Below are 16,663 nucleotides of genomic sequence, written 5' to 3' on the forward strand. Positions count from 1 at the left end.
CGCGAGGCGAGCCCCAGTGAAAGAGAATAGTTTCGTATCCGCCGATGATATCCGTTCGGCCTTTTCCGCAGCCATGTCGGTCATGTACCGCGAGGAAGTGCCTGCTTACGGCACGCTGATGGAACTGGTTGCCAAGGTCAACGACGATACGCTCAATGCCGACCCGGCGCTGAAAGAGCGCCTCGATGCAACGGATTCGCTTGATCGCATTTCCGAGGAGCGCCACGGCGCAATCCGTCTCGGCACGCCTGCTGAACTCTCGATGATGCGTCGCGTCTTTGCTGTCATGGGCATGTACCCGGTCGGCTACTACGATCTTTCGACCGCCGGCGTACCGGTGCACTCGACCGCCTTCCGCCCGGTTGGCGAAACCGCTCTGAAGCGCAATCCCTTCCGTGTCTTCACCTCGCTTCTTCGCCTTGACCTGATTGCGGACGAGAGTCTGCGCGCCGCATCCGAGGCGATCCTGGCCGAGCGTCGGATCTTTACGCCTGTTGCCATCGAACTCGCCGAAAAGGCCGAGCGTGATGGCGGCCTCGACAAGGCCGACGCCGAGCGTTTCGTCTCCGAAGTGCTGGAGACCTTCCGCTGGCACGACAGGGCCAATGTCAGCGCCGACATGTACAAGCGCCTGCATGACGCCCACCGGCTGATCGCCGACGTCGTGTCGTTCAAGGGCCCGCATATCAATCACCTGACGCCGCGCACGCTGGATATCGACCAGGTCCAGGCGCTGATGCCCGAATTCGGCATCGCGCCGAAGGCCGTCGTCGAAGGTCCGCCGACCCGCAAATGCCCAATCCTGCTTCGCCAGACCTCGTTCAAGGCGCTGGAAGAGGCCGTTTCCTTCCGTGATGGCGGCGGCGACTGGAAAGCCGGCTCGCACACCGCCCGCTTCGGCGAGATCGAGCAGCGCGGCATTGCGCTCACTCCCAAGGGCCGTGCGCTCTACGACGAGCTTCTGGAAGCCTCGCGCAAGATCGTGCGCCCGGCAGCCGACGGCTCCAACGCCCGCGACTATGAAGCCGCGCTTGCCAAAGCCTTCGAAAGCTTCCCCGACACCTGGGCAGGCATTCGCGAAGCCGGCCTTGGCTATTTCAGCTATTCACTGACCGAGAAGGGCTTGAAGACCCGGATTTCCGACCGCCGCGATATCAACACGCTGATCGCCGACGGCCTCGTGCAGTTCGACGCCATCGTCTACGAAGACTTCCTGCCGGTCAGCGCCGCAGGCATCTTCCAGTCCAATCTCGGCGACGGCGCGCAGCAGGCTTTTGTCGCAAGCCCGAACCAGAAGCGCTTCGAGATTGACCTCGGCGCCACAGTGCTCAACGAGTTCGATCACTATGCCGGCATCGAAGAGGCATCGATCGAAAGCTGCCTGCGGGCCTTGACCGCAGCCATGGCTGCGGAATGATGCGTTCACGATGATTGAACAGGTACACATAGACGCGCTGACCGGCATCCTTGGCGACAAGGGTGTGGTCACGCGTGCTGAAGACATGGAAGCCTACGAGACCGGCGCGCGCTACGATCGTGGCCGGGCTTCGGTCGTTCTGCGGCCGGCGACAACAGTGGAAACCTCGGCAACCGTTGCCTATTGCGTGCGTCATGGCATCGCCCTGATCCCGCAATCGGGCAATACCGGACTGGTCTCGGGCTCGACCCCTGATAGTTCCGGCAACGAAGCGATCCTCAGCCTCGACCGCCTCACCAAAGCGTTCGAACTCGATCTCGACAATCGTTCGGTGCGCGTCGATGCCGGGTTCAGGCTTTCCGATCTCAACCGCCGGCTGGAAGAACATGGCCTGTTTTTCCCGATCGATCTCGGCGCCGATCCGCGCATCGGCGGCATGATCGCCACCAACACCGGCGGCTCGCGTTTCCTGAAATACGGCGACGTGCGCCGCAACACGCTGGGCCTCACCGTGGTTCTCGCCGATGAAGACGGCACCGTGCTCGATCTTCAATGCGACCTGCGCAAGAACAACACCGGCGTCGACTGGAAGCAGGTCTTCGTCGGCACGTCGGGCGCCTTCGGCATCATCACGGAATGCGTGCTCAATCTGGAGCGCCTGCCGCAGCAGACGGCGACCGCATTGCTGGTGCCGGCAAGCGGCGCCCATGTGCTGCCGCTGCTGCGCGCCATGGAAGAGCGGCTCGGCGCCTACCTCTCGGCCTTCGAGGGCATGTCGAGCAACGCCGTCAAGGCGGCGTTCGCGCATGTGCCTTCGCTGAAGAACCCGTTCCAGGGCGGACACGTCCCTGAATACGTCATTCTCGCGGAAATCAGCCGCACCTGGGCCCCACGCGAAGGCGAGCAATCGCTCGACGCCGTGCTTGAAACGGTGCTGGCCGAGATCTGGGAGATGGAGACGGCACCGCTCGCCGACGCGTTCGTCGGCCCGCCGCATGAGGTCTGGGCGCTGCGCCACGCACTTTCGGAAGGTGTGAAACACCTGGGCAAGCTGATCGCCTTCGACGTCTCCTTCCGCAGGGGTGACATCATGGCCTTCTGCGACCATATGAAGGCCGAAATGCCGACGAGGTTTCCTGATGTCACCGTCTGCGACTTCGGCCATATCGGCGATGGTGGTGTACACTTCAATCTCGTGGTGCCGAAGGACAGCGCGCTGCTCAGCGATCCGACATTCGAGCAGCGTTTGAGAGAATGGGTTTTCGCCGTGGCGGTCGAGGAGTATCACGGCAGTTTCAGCGCGGAACATGCGATAGGCCGCCGCAACCAGGCCTACTACGACGTTTATACAACCGACAAACTCAAGGACATGGCCGCGGGCCTGAAGACGCTCACCTCGCCGGGGAAACTCGGCAGCGTGCGCTTCGGATAGGCCAGGGCAGGAAAACGGGAGTCAGACCAGATGAACATTGCAACGAAGAAGATCGACGTCACCAAGGAGGCAGCAGCCCTCCTCGAGAAGATGGGCGTCGCCAAGGAACTCTACACCGGCGGCGACATGCCGTCGTTCAGCCCGGTCACGGGCGAACAGATCGCCAGCCTGAAGACGGTTTCGGCCACGGAGGCTGCCGCCAAGATCGACAAGGCGCATGAAGCCTTCAAGGCCTGGCGCCTCGTTCCGGCACCGAAGCGCGGCGAATTGATCCGCCTGCTCGGCGAAGAGCTACGCGCCTTCAAGGCCGACCTCGGCCGCCTCGTTTCGATCGAAGCCGGCAAGATCACCTCCGAGGGCCTCGGCGAAGTTCAGGAAATGATCGACATCTGCGATTTCGCAGTCGGCCTTTCCCGCCAGCTCTACGGTCTGACGATCGCCACGGAGCGTCCCGGCCACCGCATGATGGAAACCTGGCATCCGCTCGGCGTCGTCGGCGTCATCTCCGCCTTCAACTTCCCGGTCGCCGTCTGGTCGTGGAACACGGCGCTGGCGCTCGTCTGCGGCAACTCCGTCGTCTGGAAGCCGTCGGAAAAGACCCCGCTCACGGCGCTTGCATCGCAGGCTATCTTCGAACGCGCGCTTGCCCGCTTCGGCGACGCCCCGGAAGGCCTGTCGCAGGTTCTGATCGGCGACCGCGCCGTCGGTGAAGTCCTCGTCGACAACCCGAAGGTTCCGTTGGTCTCGGCCACCGGCTCGACCCGCATGGGCCGCGACGTCGGCCCGCGTCTTGCCAAGCGCTTCGCCCGCGCCATCCTCGAACTCGGCGGCAACAATGCCGGTATCGTCTGCCCATCGGCCGATCTCGACATGGCGCTGCGCGCCATCGCCTTCGGCGCCATGGGCACCGCCGGCCAGCGCTGCACGACCATGCGCCGCCTGTTCGTGCATGAAAGCGTCTACGACCAGCTCGTTCCCCGCCTGAAGAAGGCCTATGGCTCGGTCTCGGTCGGCAATCCGCTGGAAACCACCGCACTCGTCGGCCCGCTGGTCGACAAGGCCGCTTTCGACGGCATGCAGAAGGCAATCGACGAAGCCAAGGCCCATGGCGGCGCCGTCACCGGCGGCGAACGCGTCGAGCTCGGTTATGCCAACGGCTACTACGCCAAGCCCGCCCTGGTCGAAATGCCTGAGCAGGCAGGCCCGGTCCTCGAAGAAACCTTCGCGCCGATCCTCTACGTCATGAAGTACAGCGACTTCGACGCAGTCGTTGCCGACCACAATGCGGTTGCAGCCGGCCTGTCCTCGTCGATCTTCACCCGCGACATGCAGGAATCCGAACGGTTCCTGGCCGTCGACGGCTCGGATTGCGGCATCGCCAACGTCAACATCGGCACCTCAGGTGCGGAAATCGGCGGCGCCTTCGGCGGTGAAAAGGAAACCGGCGGCGGCCGCGAATCGGGCTCCGATTCGTGGAAGGCCTACATGCGTCGCGCCACCAACACGGTGAACTACTCGAAGGCCCTGCCACTGGCACAGGGCGTCTCCTTCGATATCGAGTAGGACCAAGCGATGACCATCAACGCAACGGTCAAGGAGGCGGGCTTCAAGCCCGCCTCGCGGATCTCTTCGATCGGAGTATCCGAAATCCTCAAGATCGGCGCGCGCGCGCAAGCGATGAAGCGCGAGGGCAAGCCGGTCATTATTCTCGGCGCAGGCGAGCCGGATTTCGACACGCCTGACTACGTCAAGCAGGCCGCCTGCGAGGCGATCCAGCGCGGCGAAACCAAATACACCGCACTCGACGGCACGCCGGAACTGAAGAAGGCGATCCGTGAAAAGTTCCAGCGCGAGAACGGCCTCGCCTACGAACAGGACGAGATCACCATTGCCACCGGCGCCAAGCAGATCCTGTTCAACGCCATGATGGCGACGATCGACGCCGGCGACGAAGTTGTCATTCCGACGCCGTACTGGACCTCCTATTCGGATATCGTCCAGATCTGCGAAGGCAAGCCGGTGCTGATCCCCTGCGACGCGGCCTCCGGTTTCCGGCTCACCGCCGACAAGCTCGAAGCGGCGATCACGCCGAAGACGCGCTGGGTGCTTCTCAACTCACCCTCCAACCCTTCGGGTGCCGCCTACAGCGCTGACGACTACCGGCCGCTGCTCGACGTGCTCTTGAGGCATCCGCATGTGTGGCTGCTGGTCGACGACATGTACGAGCACATCGTCTATGACGGCTTCCGCTTCGTCACCCCGGCCCAACTGGAGCCTCGGCTCAAGGACCGCACCCTGACGGTCAACGGTGTCTCCAAGGCCTATGCCATGACCGGCTGGCGCATCGGCTATGCCGGTGGTCCGCGCGAGCTGATCAAGGCGATGGCTGTCGTCCAGAGCCAGGCGACCTCCTGCCCGTCTTCGGTCAGCCAGGCCGCTTCGGTGGCAGCCCTGACCGGCCCGCAGGATTTCCTGAAGGAACGCACGGCCAGCTTCCAGCACCGCCGCAATCTCGTCGTCAACGGCCTCAACGCCATCGACGGTCTCGACTGCCGCGTTCCGGAAGGCGCCTTCTACACCTTCTCCGGCTGCGCCGGCATGCTCGGCAAGGTGACGCCTTCGGGCAAGACGATCGAGACGGACACGGACTTCTGCGCCTACCTGCTCGACGACGCCCATGTCGCCGTTGTCCCCGGCTCGGCCTTCGGCCTGTCGCCGTTCTTCCGCATCTCCTATGCGACGTCGGAAGCGGAACTGAAGGAAGCGCTCATGCGCATCGCCGACGCCTGCGCTCGGCTTTCGTAACTCGGAAGTAGCCCCTCACCCTAGCCCTCTCCCCGCTTGCGGGAGAGGGGACGGTCGCGCAAACAGCTGCCTCTCTACTCCTGTTCGCAAAGAGAGTATGAGGCGCTGGCGGCATATCCCTTCTCCCCGCAGGCGGGGAGAAGGTCGCGGCAGCGGGATGAGGGGCGCCCGCTCCCTTCCTTCAAAACGTCGGCGGCGTGCAGGCGCTGATCACCTCGCAAGGTACCGGCCCGACGCAACGAAATCGGTGCAGTCGCCGGCTTTCGAAATAGTACGCATCCCCAGGCCCGAGAATCCGCCGCTCGTCGTCGACGGTGACCTCAATGCGCCCCGACAGCACGATGCCGCCCTCCTCGCCTTCATGCACCAGCGGCACTTTTCCAGTGTCCGCGCCCGGCTGATAACATTCCTTCAGGATCTGCAGGCTGCGGCCAAAGAGATTGTCGCCGATCTGGCGATAGGAGATCGGCCCTTTGCCGATCTCGACCAGTTCCTCTGCGGCGTAGAATGCCTTGCGCGGCCGTTCAGGCTCGAACGAAAAGAACTCCGCAAGTCCGATCGGTATGCCGTCGAGGATGCGCTTCAGTGCGCCGACCGACGGATTGGACGCATTCGACTCGATCAGCGAGATCGTCGAGTTGGTCACGCCCGCTCGCTTGGCAAGTTCGCGCTGCGAAAGATTGTGCATCAGCCGGAGGTGGCGAAGCCGGTTTCCAATGTCGACGCTCATGGGTGTCCATCTCGGTGTTCAGGTTGTTCGAAATATCGCAATTTCGCAAACCTCGTTGTATAAAATTCAATGGCTTGAATGACAACAGAAAAGGACTTGTTTGGCAATTCAAATCATGGCGTCAATCCCCTGATCTTCAGGAGGATGCCATGAACCAGCACACCAAACCCAACGCCCCCGTACTCGACAGCTACTGGATGCCCTTTACCGCCAACCGGCAGTTCAAGGCGGCACCGCGCTTGCTCGCCTCCGCCGAGGGCATGCACTACACCAGCACCGATGGCCGCACGATCCTCGACGGCACCGCCGGTCTCTGGTGCGTCAACGCCGGCCACGGCCGCCGCCAGATCGCGTCAGCCGTCGAACGCCAGCTGTCGACGATGGATTTCGCCCCCTCCTTCCAGATGGGCCACCCGATCGCCTTCGATTTTGCCGAACGCCTTGCCGAAATCGCGCCGGGGCCGGAAGGCCAGAAGCTCGACCGCGTGTTCTTCACCGGCTCGGGCTCGGAATCGGTTGACACGGCGCTGAAGATGGCCATCGCCTATCAGCGCGCGATCGGCCAGGGCACTCGCACGCGGCTGATCGGGCGCGAGCGCGGCTACCACGGCGTCGGCTTCGGCGGCATTTCGGTGGGCGGCATCCTCAACAACCGCCGCGTCTTCCCGCAGCTTCCCGGTTCCGACCATCTGCGCCACACCCACGACCTTGCCAAGAATGCCTTCGTCAAGGGCCAGCCCGAGCACGGCGCCGAACTTGCCGACGATCTCGAACGGCTGGTGGCGCTACACGGCGCCGAAACCATCGCCGCCTGCATCGTCGAGCCGGTTGCCGGTTCGACGGGCGTGCTCATCCCGCCGAAGGGCTATCTCGAGCGGCTGCGCGCGATCTGCGACAAACACGGCATCCTGTTGATCTTCGACGAAGTCATCACCGGCTTCGGTCGCCTTGGCGCTGCGTTCGCCACCGACTTCTTCGGCGTCACCCCGGACCTGGTGACGGCGGCGAAGGGGCTCACCAACGGCGCCATCCCAATGGGCGCGGTCTTTGCCAGCCGCAAGGTGCACGACGCATTGATGCACGGCCCGGAAAACCAGATCGAGCTCTTCCACGGCTACACCTATTCCGGCCACCCGGCCGCCTGCGCCGCGGGTATCGCCACGCTCGACATCTATCGCGATGAGGGCCTGATGACCCGCGCCACCGAGCTGCAGGACGCCTGGCATGATGCCATGCATTCGCTGAACGGCCTGCCGCATGTCATCGACATCCGCACCATCGGCCTCATCGCCGGCATCGAGCTGCAGTCACGCGAGGGTGCTGTCGGCGCCCGCGCCTATGAGGTCTTCGTCGATTGCTTCGAAAAGGGGCTGCTGATCCGCGTGACCGGCGACATCATCGCCTTCTCGCCGCCGCTGATCGCCGACGAAAATCACTTCGGCGAAATCGTCTCGATCCTCGGCGATGCCTTGAAGCGCGCCAAGTAAAAACAAGAGATCATGGTCGCCGCCGAAACGTTTGGCGCGACCATGACACGCAGATTTTCTGTTCTGCCTTGAGCCGGAGAATCCGGCTAACGGATTAGCATCGCCCTGAAGTCATTGACATTGGTTCCAGTCGGACCGGGCGCGAAAAGATCGCCACTCACTGAGAATGCGACCAGGCATCGTGGCGCGCCAGATGCGCCCGCGGATCAGCACCGGCAGTACGCATGCGACTGACGCTGCCGCCATCGGCAAAGGCGCCGGCATTGTCCTCAGACCCGTCGATGCCGTCCGTATCCGCCGCCAGGGCATCGATCCCGTCGAGCCCCTCGATGTCGAGCGCCAGCGACAGCAACAGCTCGCTGTTGCGGCCGCCTTTGCCGTAATCCTTGCCCGATATCGTCACAGTCGTTTCGCCGCCGGAAAGCAGCACGACCGGCTTTTCGAAAGGTTGATTGCGCTGGGCGACTTCACGCGCCAGCGCCGCATGCATGCGGCCGATATCGCGCGCCTCGCCTTCAATCGCATCAGAAAGAATGCGCGCCTCTACACCCAATTCCTGCGCCGTCCTTGCTGCAGCCTCCAGCGAGACACGCGCCGACGCAATCACGTGGCATTCGTGCCGACGGAAAACCGGTTCGGACGGATCAGGTGCCCGCGCGGCACCGGATCGCAAGTGGGCCACCACGCCATCGGGAAGAGCCATGCGATAGCGGCCGACGATCTCCAGCGCCTCCTCCACCGTCGACCCGTCAGGCACTGTCGGGCCCGAGGCAACGAAAGCGGGGTTGTCGCCGGGAACGTCGGAAACGACGAGGCTGACGACACGCGCCGGCCCAGCGGCCGCCGCAAGACGGCCTCCCTTGATGCGCGACACATGTTTGCGCACGACGTTCATCGCGGAAATCGGTGCGCCGGAGGCAAGCAGCGCCCGGTTGACGGCGATCTCGTCGGCAAGCATCAAACCCTCCGGCGGCGCCGGCAGCAAGGACGATCCACCACCCGAAATCAGAGCGACAACCAGATCGTCAGCGGTCAGGCCTTCCACCAGCTTCAGCAGCTCTTCCGACGCCCGAAGGCCAGCCTCATCCGGCACCGGATGGGCGGATTGCAACACGCGAATGCGCTCGCAGCGTTCAATCGGCCCGTGGCGCGCAACGACGGCGCCGGTCAGCGGGTGATCCCACAGCTTTTCGAAAGCTGCGGCCATCTGGCTTGCGGCCTTGCCCGCGCCGACAACGATCGTTCGTCCCTTCGGCTTTTCCGGCAGATGCGCGCGGATCGCCTCATAGGGATCGGCGGCGCGGACGGCCGCGTCGAAAAGGGCGGTGAGAAAGGGACGCGCTTCGAAGGCCGCCATCGTCTTCAGCCCGCGATTTCGAGATCGTAGACGAAAATGCCGTCGATGCCGCCTTGCGCCGCCGCGACGATCTTTGCACCGGTCTGCCGATGCTCCGGATCGTCGAGATAGGCGTCACGCGCGGCTGCGTCGGAGAAATCGACGATGAAACCCTCGGCATACCCTTTGTCCATGCCCACTTCCGGGCTGACATTGGCGCCGGCATAGGTCGCGAGAAGGCCGGGAAGCCGGCTTTTTAGCGCCGCGATCTCGGCGAAGATCGACGCTTTCTCATCCGCCGAAACGTCTGGACGAAAGCGAATGAAGACACAGTGGCGGATCATGGTTTTCCTCAACGGATATCGGCGCGGGCACGTGGCCGGGCATCGTTTCGTTCATGGGCGAAGATCTCCGGCGGCAAGGGCTGGCGCTCGCGAATGATGTCGGCGCCCTTTTCGCCCATCATGATCGTCGGCCCGTTGGTGTTGCAAGAGGGAACGCGCGGCATGACCGAACTGTCGCAGACGCGAAGGCCCTCCAGCCCACGCACTTTCAGATCGAGTCCGACCACGGCCATGGCGTCGGTGCCCATCTTGCAGGTGCCGACCGGGTGGTGGTCGGTCTTGGCATTGGCGCAGCCATAGTCGAAGAACTGCTCGTCGGAGACGACAGTGTTGCCCGGCAAACGTTCCGCCAGCACGAAAGGCTTGAGGGCGGCCTGCTGCATGATCTCGCGGGCTATCTTCAGCCCCTCGATCGACATCTTGCGGTCGTGCGGATCTTCCCAGTAATTCGGATCGATCAGCGGCGCTGCGGCCGGATCAGCGTCGGAAAGCCTGACGGTGCCGCGTGAGCGCGGATGCAGATAGGCGGAATTGAGCGTCACGCCGGCGTTCTTCAGTCGCGCGACGCCAGCCTCGATGCCGGAGCCGAGGCCGAGATGGAACTGGATATCCGGCGAGCGGGCATCCGGGTCGGCGTACCAGAAGCCGCCGGTCTCAAACAGGCTCGATGCCACCGGGCCGGAGCGGAAAAGCACGTATTGCAGGCCGGCCCAGAGCGTCCGGTGCAGCTTCGCGACGTTGTCGTAGGTGTGATCGCCGGTGCATTCGGAAATGACGAACAGATCGAGGTGGTCCTGCAGATTGCCACCGACGCCGGGTAGGTCGTGCTTTACCGGCACGCCCACCGACTTCAGGTGATCCGCCGGGCCGATACCGGATTGAAGGAGCAGCTTCGGCGAACCGATGGCGCCCGACGTGACCAGAACTTCCCGCTCCGCCCGGATCGTCTCGCTTCCCTTCGCCGTCACCACCTCGACGCCGACGGCGCGCGTACCCTCGAGCACGATCCGGGCGACGCGCGTTCCGGTGCGAACGGTAAGGTTCCGGCGGTCCTTGATCGGTGAGAGATAGGCAAGCGACGCGCTCGAACGCCGGCGATTGCGCTGCGTCAGTTGGTAGAAGCCGACGCCGGCCTGCTGACGGCCGTTGAAATCGTGATTGTAGGGAATGCCGAGTTCCTGGCCGGCGCGGATGTAGGCATCGCAGATCGGCAAGGTAGAAACCGGCATCGAGACGCCGAGCGGACCGCCATAGGCATGATAGTCGTCGGCGAAGCGCTGGTTGTCTTCGGCGCGCTTGAAATAGGGAAGAACGCTGCGATAGTCCCAGCCGGCACAGCCGTCCTCGGACGCCCAGAGGTCATAGTCGGCCGCATTGCCGCGGGTGTAGAGCTGGGCATTGATCGACGAACCGCCGCCGATGACCTTGGCCTGGGTGTAGCGCAGCACCCTGCCCTTCATGTGTTTCTGTGGCACGGTCTCCCAGCCCCAACTTGCAACTCCCTTGGTCATCTTGGCAAAACCGGCCGGCATGTGAAACAGCGGGTTCCAGTCGCCGCCACCCGCCTCCAGCAACAGGACGCGGACCGACGGATCCTCAGAGAGACGGTTGGCGAGAACGCAGCCGGCAGGGCCGGCACCGGTGATGATATAGTCGTATGTCATTGCCTGTCTTCCTCCACGGCACGGCATTTGGAACGTTCCAAATTTCCGACGTGTTAAACTCGAAACCTGCTCGCCGTTGCGAGCCCCGGACTGCCCTGCACTATTTTCTAGAGTCGACCGATCGACAGGCCGCCATCGGCCTGGATGACTGAGCCGGTCGCAAAGCCGAATTTGCCGCTGGCAAGCCCTGCGGCGATGTTGCCGATGTCTTCTGGCTCGCCCCAGCGTTTCATCGGCACCAGTCCGCCGTCGATCAGGGCGTCGTATTTCGCCGAGACGCCAGCGGTCATGTCAGACCGGATGACCCCGGGCCGGATTTCGAAGACGGAGATGCCTGTGTCGGCCAGCCGCAAGGCGAGCCCCTGGCTGAAGGCGGCAAGGCCGGCCTTGGTCATGCAATAGTCGAGCCGCTCGGGCGAACTCATGGTCGCGGAAACCGATGTGATGTTGATGATTGAACGTGGCGCCGCACCTGGCGGCTCGGTGAGCATCGAGAGCAACACGGCCTGGGTGAAGAACACTGTGCCGCGCAAGTTGGTGGCGACGATCGTGTCGAAATTCTCCGGCAGAAGGTCGAGAAAGTCGCCGCGCACGACGGAGGCGATGCCGGCGTTGTTGACGAGGCAGCGGATCGGGCCCAGTTCCTGGCGGATGCAGGCGACGGTGGCGGCATGCGCGCCGATATCGGCGAGATTGGCCTCGAGGTAGATGGCGCGACCGCCTTGCGCCGATAGCTCGGAGAGCGTGGCTTGCGTCGCTTGATCCGCCGCACCGAGCCCCGTCAGCGCTATGTCGAAGCCGTCGCGCGCCAGTGCCCGGGCCACGCCGAGTCCGATTCCGCGCCGGCCACCGGTGACAACAGCCACGGGACGCGTCGATGTCGTCATGCTCTCAGCTCCTTCGCAACGATATGGTCGGCAACGCGCAGCGCCTGTGCCGCCACCGTCAGCGCCGGGTTGACCGCAGCGGACGTTGGCAGGAAGCCGGCATCGACGACAAAGAGGTTCGGATGATCGAAGGCGCGGCAATAAACGTCGAGCGGCGCCTGACCGGGATCGGTGCCCATCCGGATCGTGCCGCACTGGTGCGACGGCGTGCGCTTGTCGAAGGCCTGGGAGAGCACGATCGGATAGCCTGCAGCTTTGAAGTGGGCGCGCATCTTCGCTTCGAGCCCGGAAAGCGCCTCCATGTTCGAGCGCCGCCACTGCATGATGATGCCCTTGCCGTCGACCATGATGCGGCTTTCCGGGTTCGGCAGGTCCTCCGTCATCATGTACCAGTCGACCGCATGACCGGCCATGAAATCCAATGCGAAGCGCGGCGCCCAGACCGGCGCATTGGCCTTGAGGATGTCACCGTTGATCTTGCCGAGCAGCTGGACATTGCCGAGTGGCAAACCGTCCCTGCCGCCGGTCAGGTAATAATCGTTCAGCATCAGCGTCTTCTGGTAGATGCTGTCATTGCGCCTGAACGGATTGATCGCCAGCATGGCGCTGCAATTGTGGTTCATGAAGTTGCGGCCGACCTGGCCGGAGGCGTTGGCGAGCCCCTTGCCATCGCCGGAGCGCAGCAAGATGGCGGCCGAGTTGATCGCGCCCGCCGACAGGATCACCAACTTGGGCGACAGGCGCTTCTTCTCGCCCCTATGGGTGTAATGGACCGCCTCGATCCGGCCGCCCCGACCTTTCTCCAGCGTGTCGACATGCGCGGAGGTGATCAGCTCGATGTTGGGGTCATTCAGCGCGGAGGCGAGCGATGCGGTCTCGGCATCCTTCTTGCCCTTGCCGGTGTTGGGAAACCCGTCCCATGGCGTGCGCCCGCCTGCCAGCCACGTCTCGATGTCGACGCCAAGCGGCAGCGTCGCCGGATTGAGCCCCTGCGCCTTCAACTCGGCGCGCGCGCGAGCAATTGCCGGCTCGTCCGGTACCGGGCCATAAGGGTAGGGCGAGGCGTGGAACGGCTCCGTAGGGTCCTGACCCAATTCGCCACGCACCTCGAACAGTTGCTCGGCTTTGCCGTACCACGGCTCCAGCTCTTCATAGAGAAAGGGCCATGCCGGCGAAACGCCGCCAAGATGCTGCATCTCGGTGAAATCCTCTGCACGGTAGCGCAAGAGCACCGCACCGAAGAGTTTGGAATTGCCGCCAACGAAATAGAAATTGCCCGGATTGAACTCCGTGCCGTCGGCTTCGCGCCACATCTCCTTGGGCCGGAAATGGCCCTTGACGAAGATCGAACTATAGCTGCGCGCTTCCGGTGTGTCGGGCAGGCGCTCGCCGCGCTCGAGTATGGCTATGCGCGCCCCGGAGCCGGCGAGCCCCGCCGCAACGGTGGAGCCGCCGATGCCCGACCCGATGATGACGATATCCGGCTGCTGCTCCATCGGCCGTTACGCGATCCGTTGCTGCGTCTGAGGATCGAAGAACACCGCCTTGTCGAGATTGAAGGCGAGCTGCGACGTCTGGCCGGGTGCGATGCGCGCATCGGCACGCAGGCGGGCGACGACCTCCTTGCCGCCAAGGCGGGTCACCGCAAAGGTGTCCGAACCGGCGGGCTCGACCACCTCGATCAGGCATTCGCCTTCGACGATCGCCTTGGCATTGCGGTCGGCACCGTCAGGGTCGGTCAGTGCTTCCGGGCGGATGCCGAAGACGACGTCCTTGCCGGCATAGGTAGAGAGTGCGCCGCTGGCATGCGGAACGGTGAGCTTCATCGGCTCGGCGTTCGGGCGCGCGAGCGTGACGGCAACATCGGCGCCGTTCCTTTCGATCCGGGCCGTCAGCAGGTTCATGGCCGGCGAACCCATGAAGTCGGCGACGAACATGTTGGCCGGATTGTTGTAGATTTCGGCCGGCGTCCCGAATTGCTGCAGCACGCCATCCTTCAATACCGCGATCTTGGTCGCCAGCGTCATCGCCTCGATCTGGTCGTGGGTGACGTAGACGATGGTTGTCTTCATCCGGTGGTGGAGACGCTTGATCTCGGTGCGCATGTCGACGCGCAGCTTGGCGTCCAGGTTCGACAGCGGTTCGTCGAAGAGAAAGACCTGCGGCTTGCGCACAAGGGCGCGGCCCATGGCGACACGCTGGCGCTGGCCGCCGGAAAGCTGGCTCGGCTTGCGATCGAGCAGATGGCCGATCTGCAGCATGTCGGCGACCTGCTTGATCGCCTTCTCGCGTTCGTCCTTCGGCACGCCGCGGATTTCCATGCCGAAGGCGATGTTGCCCGCAACCGTCATGTTCGGATAGAGCGCGTAGGACTGGAACACCATGGCGATGTCGCGCTTGGACGGGTGCAGATCGGCGACCGACCGGCCGTTGATGGCGATCTCGCCCGAGGTGATTGGCTCCAGCCCGGCAATGGTGTTGAGCAGGGTGGACTTGCCGCAGCCGGACGGGCCGACGAGCACGAGGAAGCCGCCTTCGTCGATCTCCAGATTGATGTCCTTCAGGATCTCGAGCGAGCCGTAGGATTTGCGCAGGTTGCTGATTTTGAGGAACGACATGAGCTTATCCTTTCACGGCGCCGGACATCAGCCCGCGCACGAAGTAGCGGCCGGACACGATGTAGACGATGAGCGTTGGCAGGGCGGCGAGGATCGCGCCCGCGAAATGAACGTTGTATTCCTTGACCCCGGTCGACGAGCTGACGAGGTTGTTGAGCGCCACCGTCATCGGCGTCGAAGAGGCGCCGGAGAAGGATGCCCCGAACAGGAAGTCGTTCCAGATATTGGTGAACTGCCAGATGACCGAGACGACGATGATCGGACCGGACGACGGCAGCAGGATCCGCCAGAAGATCTGGAAGAAGCTGGCGCCATCGATCTGCGCCGCACGCACGAGTTCCGTCGGGAAGGCTTCGTAGTAGTTGCGGAAATAGAGCGTGGTGAAGCCGAGGCCGTAGATCACGTGGACGAAGATCAGGCCCCAGATCGATCCGGCAAGGCCGATGATGCCAAGCACGCGCGCCATCGGGATCAGCACGATCTGGAACGGGATGAAGCACGACAGGAGCAGCATGCCGAAGAAGATGTTGGCACCGGGAAAGCGCCACTTGGTCAGGACGTAGCCATTGAGCGCGCCGATCATCGTCGAGATCGCGACGGCCGGCACCACCATCAGGATCGAGTTGATGAAGAACGGCTTCAGGCCTGTCGGCTGAACTCCGATCTGCGCCGTCGACCAGGCCGAAAGCCAGGGTTCCAGTGTCAGGGTCTGCGGTAGGTTGAGCATGCCGCCCTGGCGGATCTCGTCGAGCGGTTTCAGCGAGTTGACCAGCATGACATAGAGCGGCAGCAGCGAATAGAGCGCAAAGACGATGAGTACCGTGTAGATCAGGGCACGCGTCAGGCGGTTGTGCGAGATGACATTGTCTGGGCTGGGGGCGCTCATGGGCGTTTTCCTCCGCGGATTTCGGAGTAGAGATAGGGAACGATGATCGAGAAGATCATCACCAGCATGATGATGGCCGACGAGGCGCCGATGCCCATCTGGTTGCGGGTGAAGGTGTAGGAATACATGAAAGTCGCCGGCAATTCGGTCGCCTGGCCCGGCCCGCCGCCGGTGAGCGCGATGATCAGGTCGTAGGCCTTGATCGCCAGATGGGCGAGAACGACGAAGGCGGAGAGGAAGACCGGCCGCATCAAGGGAATGATGATCCGCCGGTAGATCGTCGATGTCGGTGCGCCATCGATCTGCGCCGCCTTGATGATCTCGTTGTCGACGCCGCGCAGACCGGCAAGGAACATCGCCATGATGAAGCCGGTCGATTGCCAGACGGCGGCGATCACCACGCAATAGATCGCGTAGTTGCGGTCCTTGATCCAGTTGAACGAAAAGCTCTCCCAGCCCCAGAGGTGCATGGTGTTTTCAAGCCCGATGCCGGGATCGAGGAACCACTTCCAGGCCGTGCCGGTCACGATGAACGACAGCGCCATCGGATAGAGGTAGATCGGCCGTAGGAAGCCTTCCGCCCGGATCTTCTGGTCGAGCAGGATCGCAAGTCCAAGCCCCAGCACCGAGCAGATGGCGATATAGAGCGAAGCGAAGATCGCCAGATTGCTCACCGCCCGCCACCAGTGCGGCAGGGCCCAGAGCTTCTGATAATTGCTGAAACCGACGAAATTGTAGGACGGCAGCATCTTGCTGTCCGTCATCGACAGGAAGCCGGTATAGGCGATGAAGCCATAAACAAAGATCAGGACGATAACGAAGCTCGGGGCAAGGACCAGCTTCGGTATCAGGTCCTGCAGTCGACTGCGGTTATCCATGAACGTTCACCACTTCTGGCGCTCTGCCGTCGGGAAACTCCCTGGTATCGGCATCCGCGCAGGTTCTTTGTATCAAACCGCTCCCCTGCGTCCGCGATGGACGCGACGCTTCGAAGACGCTTGCATGTCAGAATGAGTGTCCGGGACGCTTGCTCGCGTCCCGGACCGGGCCTCGCCCG

The 16,663-nt window shown here is 63.4% G+C and carries 13 protein-coding genes and 1 pseudogene; 5 read left to right on the forward strand and 9 right to left on the reverse strand.

Features of this window, described 5'->3' with window-relative positions:
* Positions 1-16: 16 nt before the first annotated feature.
* From BKP54_RS23020 to BKP54_RS23035, 4 genes are read left to right on the forward strand one after another with little or no spacing between them, the layout of a single operon-like run.
* Positions 17-1,417, forward strand: coding sequence for a VOC family protein (locus BKP54_RS23020; RefSeq protein WP_025425245.1), 1,401 nt, complete (start codon positions 17-19; stop codon positions 1,415-1,417).
* Between the two features lie 10 nt (positions 1,418-1,427).
* Positions 1,428-2,849, forward strand: coding sequence for an FAD-binding oxidoreductase (locus BKP54_RS23025; RefSeq protein ID WP_025425246.1), 1,422 nt, complete (start codon positions 1,428-1,430; stop codon positions 2,847-2,849).
* Positions 2,850-2,879: 30 nt separating this feature from the next.
* Positions 2,880-4,412: an aldehyde dehydrogenase family protein gene (locus tag BKP54_RS23030; RefSeq protein ID WP_025425247.1), complete on the forward strand. Its 1,533-nt coding sequence runs from the start codon at positions 2,880-2,882 to the stop codon at positions 4,410-4,412.
* A gap of 9 nt (positions 4,413-4,421) precedes the next feature.
* Positions 4,422-5,654, forward strand: a complete 1,233-nt coding sequence (locus BKP54_RS23035) for a pyridoxal phosphate-dependent aminotransferase (protein ID WP_057210881.1) — start codon at positions 4,422-4,424, stop codon at positions 5,652-5,654.
* A gap of 181 nt (positions 5,655-5,835) precedes the next feature.
* On the opposite strand, the gene BKP54_RS23040 is transcribed toward BKP54_RS23035, so the two are convergent.
* Entirely contained in the window at positions 5,836-6,384 is a 549-nt protein-coding gene (locus BKP54_RS23040; RefSeq protein WP_057226470.1) for a cupin domain-containing protein, read from the reverse strand.
* 149 nt (positions 6,385-6,533) lie between these two features.
* On the opposite strand from BKP54_RS23040, the gene BKP54_RS23045 reads away from it, so the two are divergent.
* The gene (locus tag BKP54_RS23045) at positions 6,534-7,871 is read left to right on the forward strand and encodes an aspartate aminotransferase family protein (protein WP_025425250.1); all 1,338 of its coding nucleotides are present in this window, start codon (positions 6,534-6,536) and stop codon (positions 7,869-7,871) included.
* 86 nt (positions 7,872-7,957) lie between these two features.
* On the opposite strand, the pseudogene BKP54_RS23050 reads toward BKP54_RS23045, so the two are convergent.
* The 8 genes and pseudogenes from BKP54_RS23050 to BKP54_RS23085 all read right to left on the reverse strand — a co-directional run bounded on the left by BKP54_RS23050 (position 7,958) and on the right by BKP54_RS23085 (position 16,484).
* Positions 7,958-9,228, reverse strand: a pseudogene (locus BKP54_RS23050) (glycerate kinase).
* A 5-nt stretch (positions 9,229-9,233) separates the two neighbouring features.
* Positions 9,234-9,551 carry a Dabb family protein gene (locus BKP54_RS23055; RefSeq protein WP_025425252.1) on the reverse strand — a complete coding sequence of 106 codons (318 nt, stop codon included), beginning with the start codon at positions 9,549-9,551 and terminating at the stop codon, positions 9,234-9,236.
* 8 nt (positions 9,552-9,559) lie between these two features.
* Positions 9,560-11,215: a GMC family oxidoreductase N-terminal domain-containing protein gene (locus tag BKP54_RS23060; RefSeq protein ID WP_025425253.1), complete on the reverse strand. Its 1,656-nt coding sequence runs from the start codon at positions 11,213-11,215 to the stop codon at positions 9,560-9,562.
* A 107-nt stretch (positions 11,216-11,322) separates the two neighbouring features.
* Positions 11,323-12,102 carry a 3-ketoacyl-ACP reductase gene (locus BKP54_RS23065; protein WP_025425254.1) on the reverse strand — a complete coding sequence of 260 codons (780 nt, stop codon included), beginning with the start codon at positions 12,100-12,102 and terminating at the stop codon, positions 11,323-11,325.
* Entirely contained in the window at positions 12,099-13,598 is a 1,500-nt protein-coding gene (locus BKP54_RS23070; RefSeq protein ID WP_025425255.1) for a GMC family oxidoreductase, read from the reverse strand. Before BKP54_RS23070 ends, BKP54_RS23065 begins: the two co-directional genes overlap by 4 nt.
* 6 nt (positions 13,599-13,604) lie before the next feature.
* A complete protein-coding gene (gene ugpC, locus BKP54_RS23075) occupies positions 13,605-14,720 on the reverse strand; it encodes a sn-glycerol-3-phosphate ABC transporter ATP-binding protein UgpC (RefSeq protein WP_025425256.1) in 1,116 nt (371 codons plus the stop codon).
* A 4-nt stretch (positions 14,721-14,724) separates the two neighbouring features.
* Entirely contained in the window at positions 14,725-15,606 is an 882-nt protein-coding gene (locus BKP54_RS23080) for a carbohydrate ABC transporter permease (protein ID WP_025425257.1), read from the reverse strand.
* Positions 15,603-16,484: a sugar ABC transporter permease gene (locus BKP54_RS23085; RefSeq protein WP_025425258.1), complete on the reverse strand. Its 882-nt coding sequence runs from the start codon at positions 16,482-16,484 to the stop codon at positions 15,603-15,605. The genes BKP54_RS23080 and BKP54_RS23085 overlap by 4 nt, the downstream gene beginning before the upstream one ends.
* Between the last annotated feature and the right edge of the window lie 179 nt (positions 16,485-16,663).

Source organism: Ensifer sp. 1H6 (assembly GCF_001976035.1).
Classification (GTDB): domain Bacteria; phylum Pseudomonadota; class Alphaproteobacteria; order Rhizobiales; family Rhizobiaceae; genus Ensifer; species Ensifer canadensis.

Coding starts and splice junctions, on each gene's coding strand:
- BKP54_RS23025 (WP_025425246.1), top strand. CDS start 1,428: ATGATTGAACAGGTACACATAGACGCGCTGACCGGCATCCTTGGCGAC.
- BKP54_RS23030 (WP_025425247.1), top strand. CDS start 2,880: ATGAACATTGCAACGAAGAAGATCGACGTCACCAAGGAGGCAGCAGCC.
- BKP54_RS23035 (WP_057210881.1), top strand. CDS start 4,422: ATGACCATCAACGCAACGGTCAAGGAGGCGGGCTTCAAGCCCGCCTCG.
- BKP54_RS23040 (WP_057226470.1), bottom strand. CDS start 6,384: ATGAGCGTCGACATTGGAAACCGGCTTCGCCACCTCCGGCTGATGCAC.
- BKP54_RS23045 (WP_025425250.1), top strand. CDS start 6,534: ATGAACCAGCACACCAAACCCAACGCCCCCGTACTCGACAGCTACTGG.
- BKP54_RS23055 (WP_025425252.1), bottom strand. CDS start 9,551: ATGATCCGCCACTGTGTCTTCATTCGCTTTCGTCCAGACGTTTCGGCG.
- BKP54_RS23060 (WP_025425253.1), bottom strand. CDS start 11,215: ATGACATACGACTATATCATCACCGGTGCCGGCCCTGCCGGCTGCGTT.
- BKP54_RS23065 (WP_025425254.1), bottom strand. CDS start 12,102: ATGACGACATCGACGCGTCCCGTGGCTGTTGTCACCGGTGGCCGGCGC.
- BKP54_RS23070 (WP_025425255.1), bottom strand. CDS start 13,598: ATGGAGCAGCAGCCGGATATCGTCATCATCGGGTCGGGCATCGGCGGC.
- ugpC (WP_025425256.1), bottom strand. CDS start 14,720: ATGTCGTTCCTCAAAATCAGCAACCTGCGCAAATCCTACGGCTCGCTC.
- BKP54_RS23080 (WP_025425257.1), bottom strand. CDS start 15,606: ATGAGCGCCCCCAGCCCAGACAATGTCATCTCGCACAACCGCCTGACG.
- BKP54_RS23085 (WP_025425258.1), bottom strand. CDS start 16,484: ATGGATAACCGCAGTCGACTGCAGGACCTGATACCGAAGCTGGTCCTT.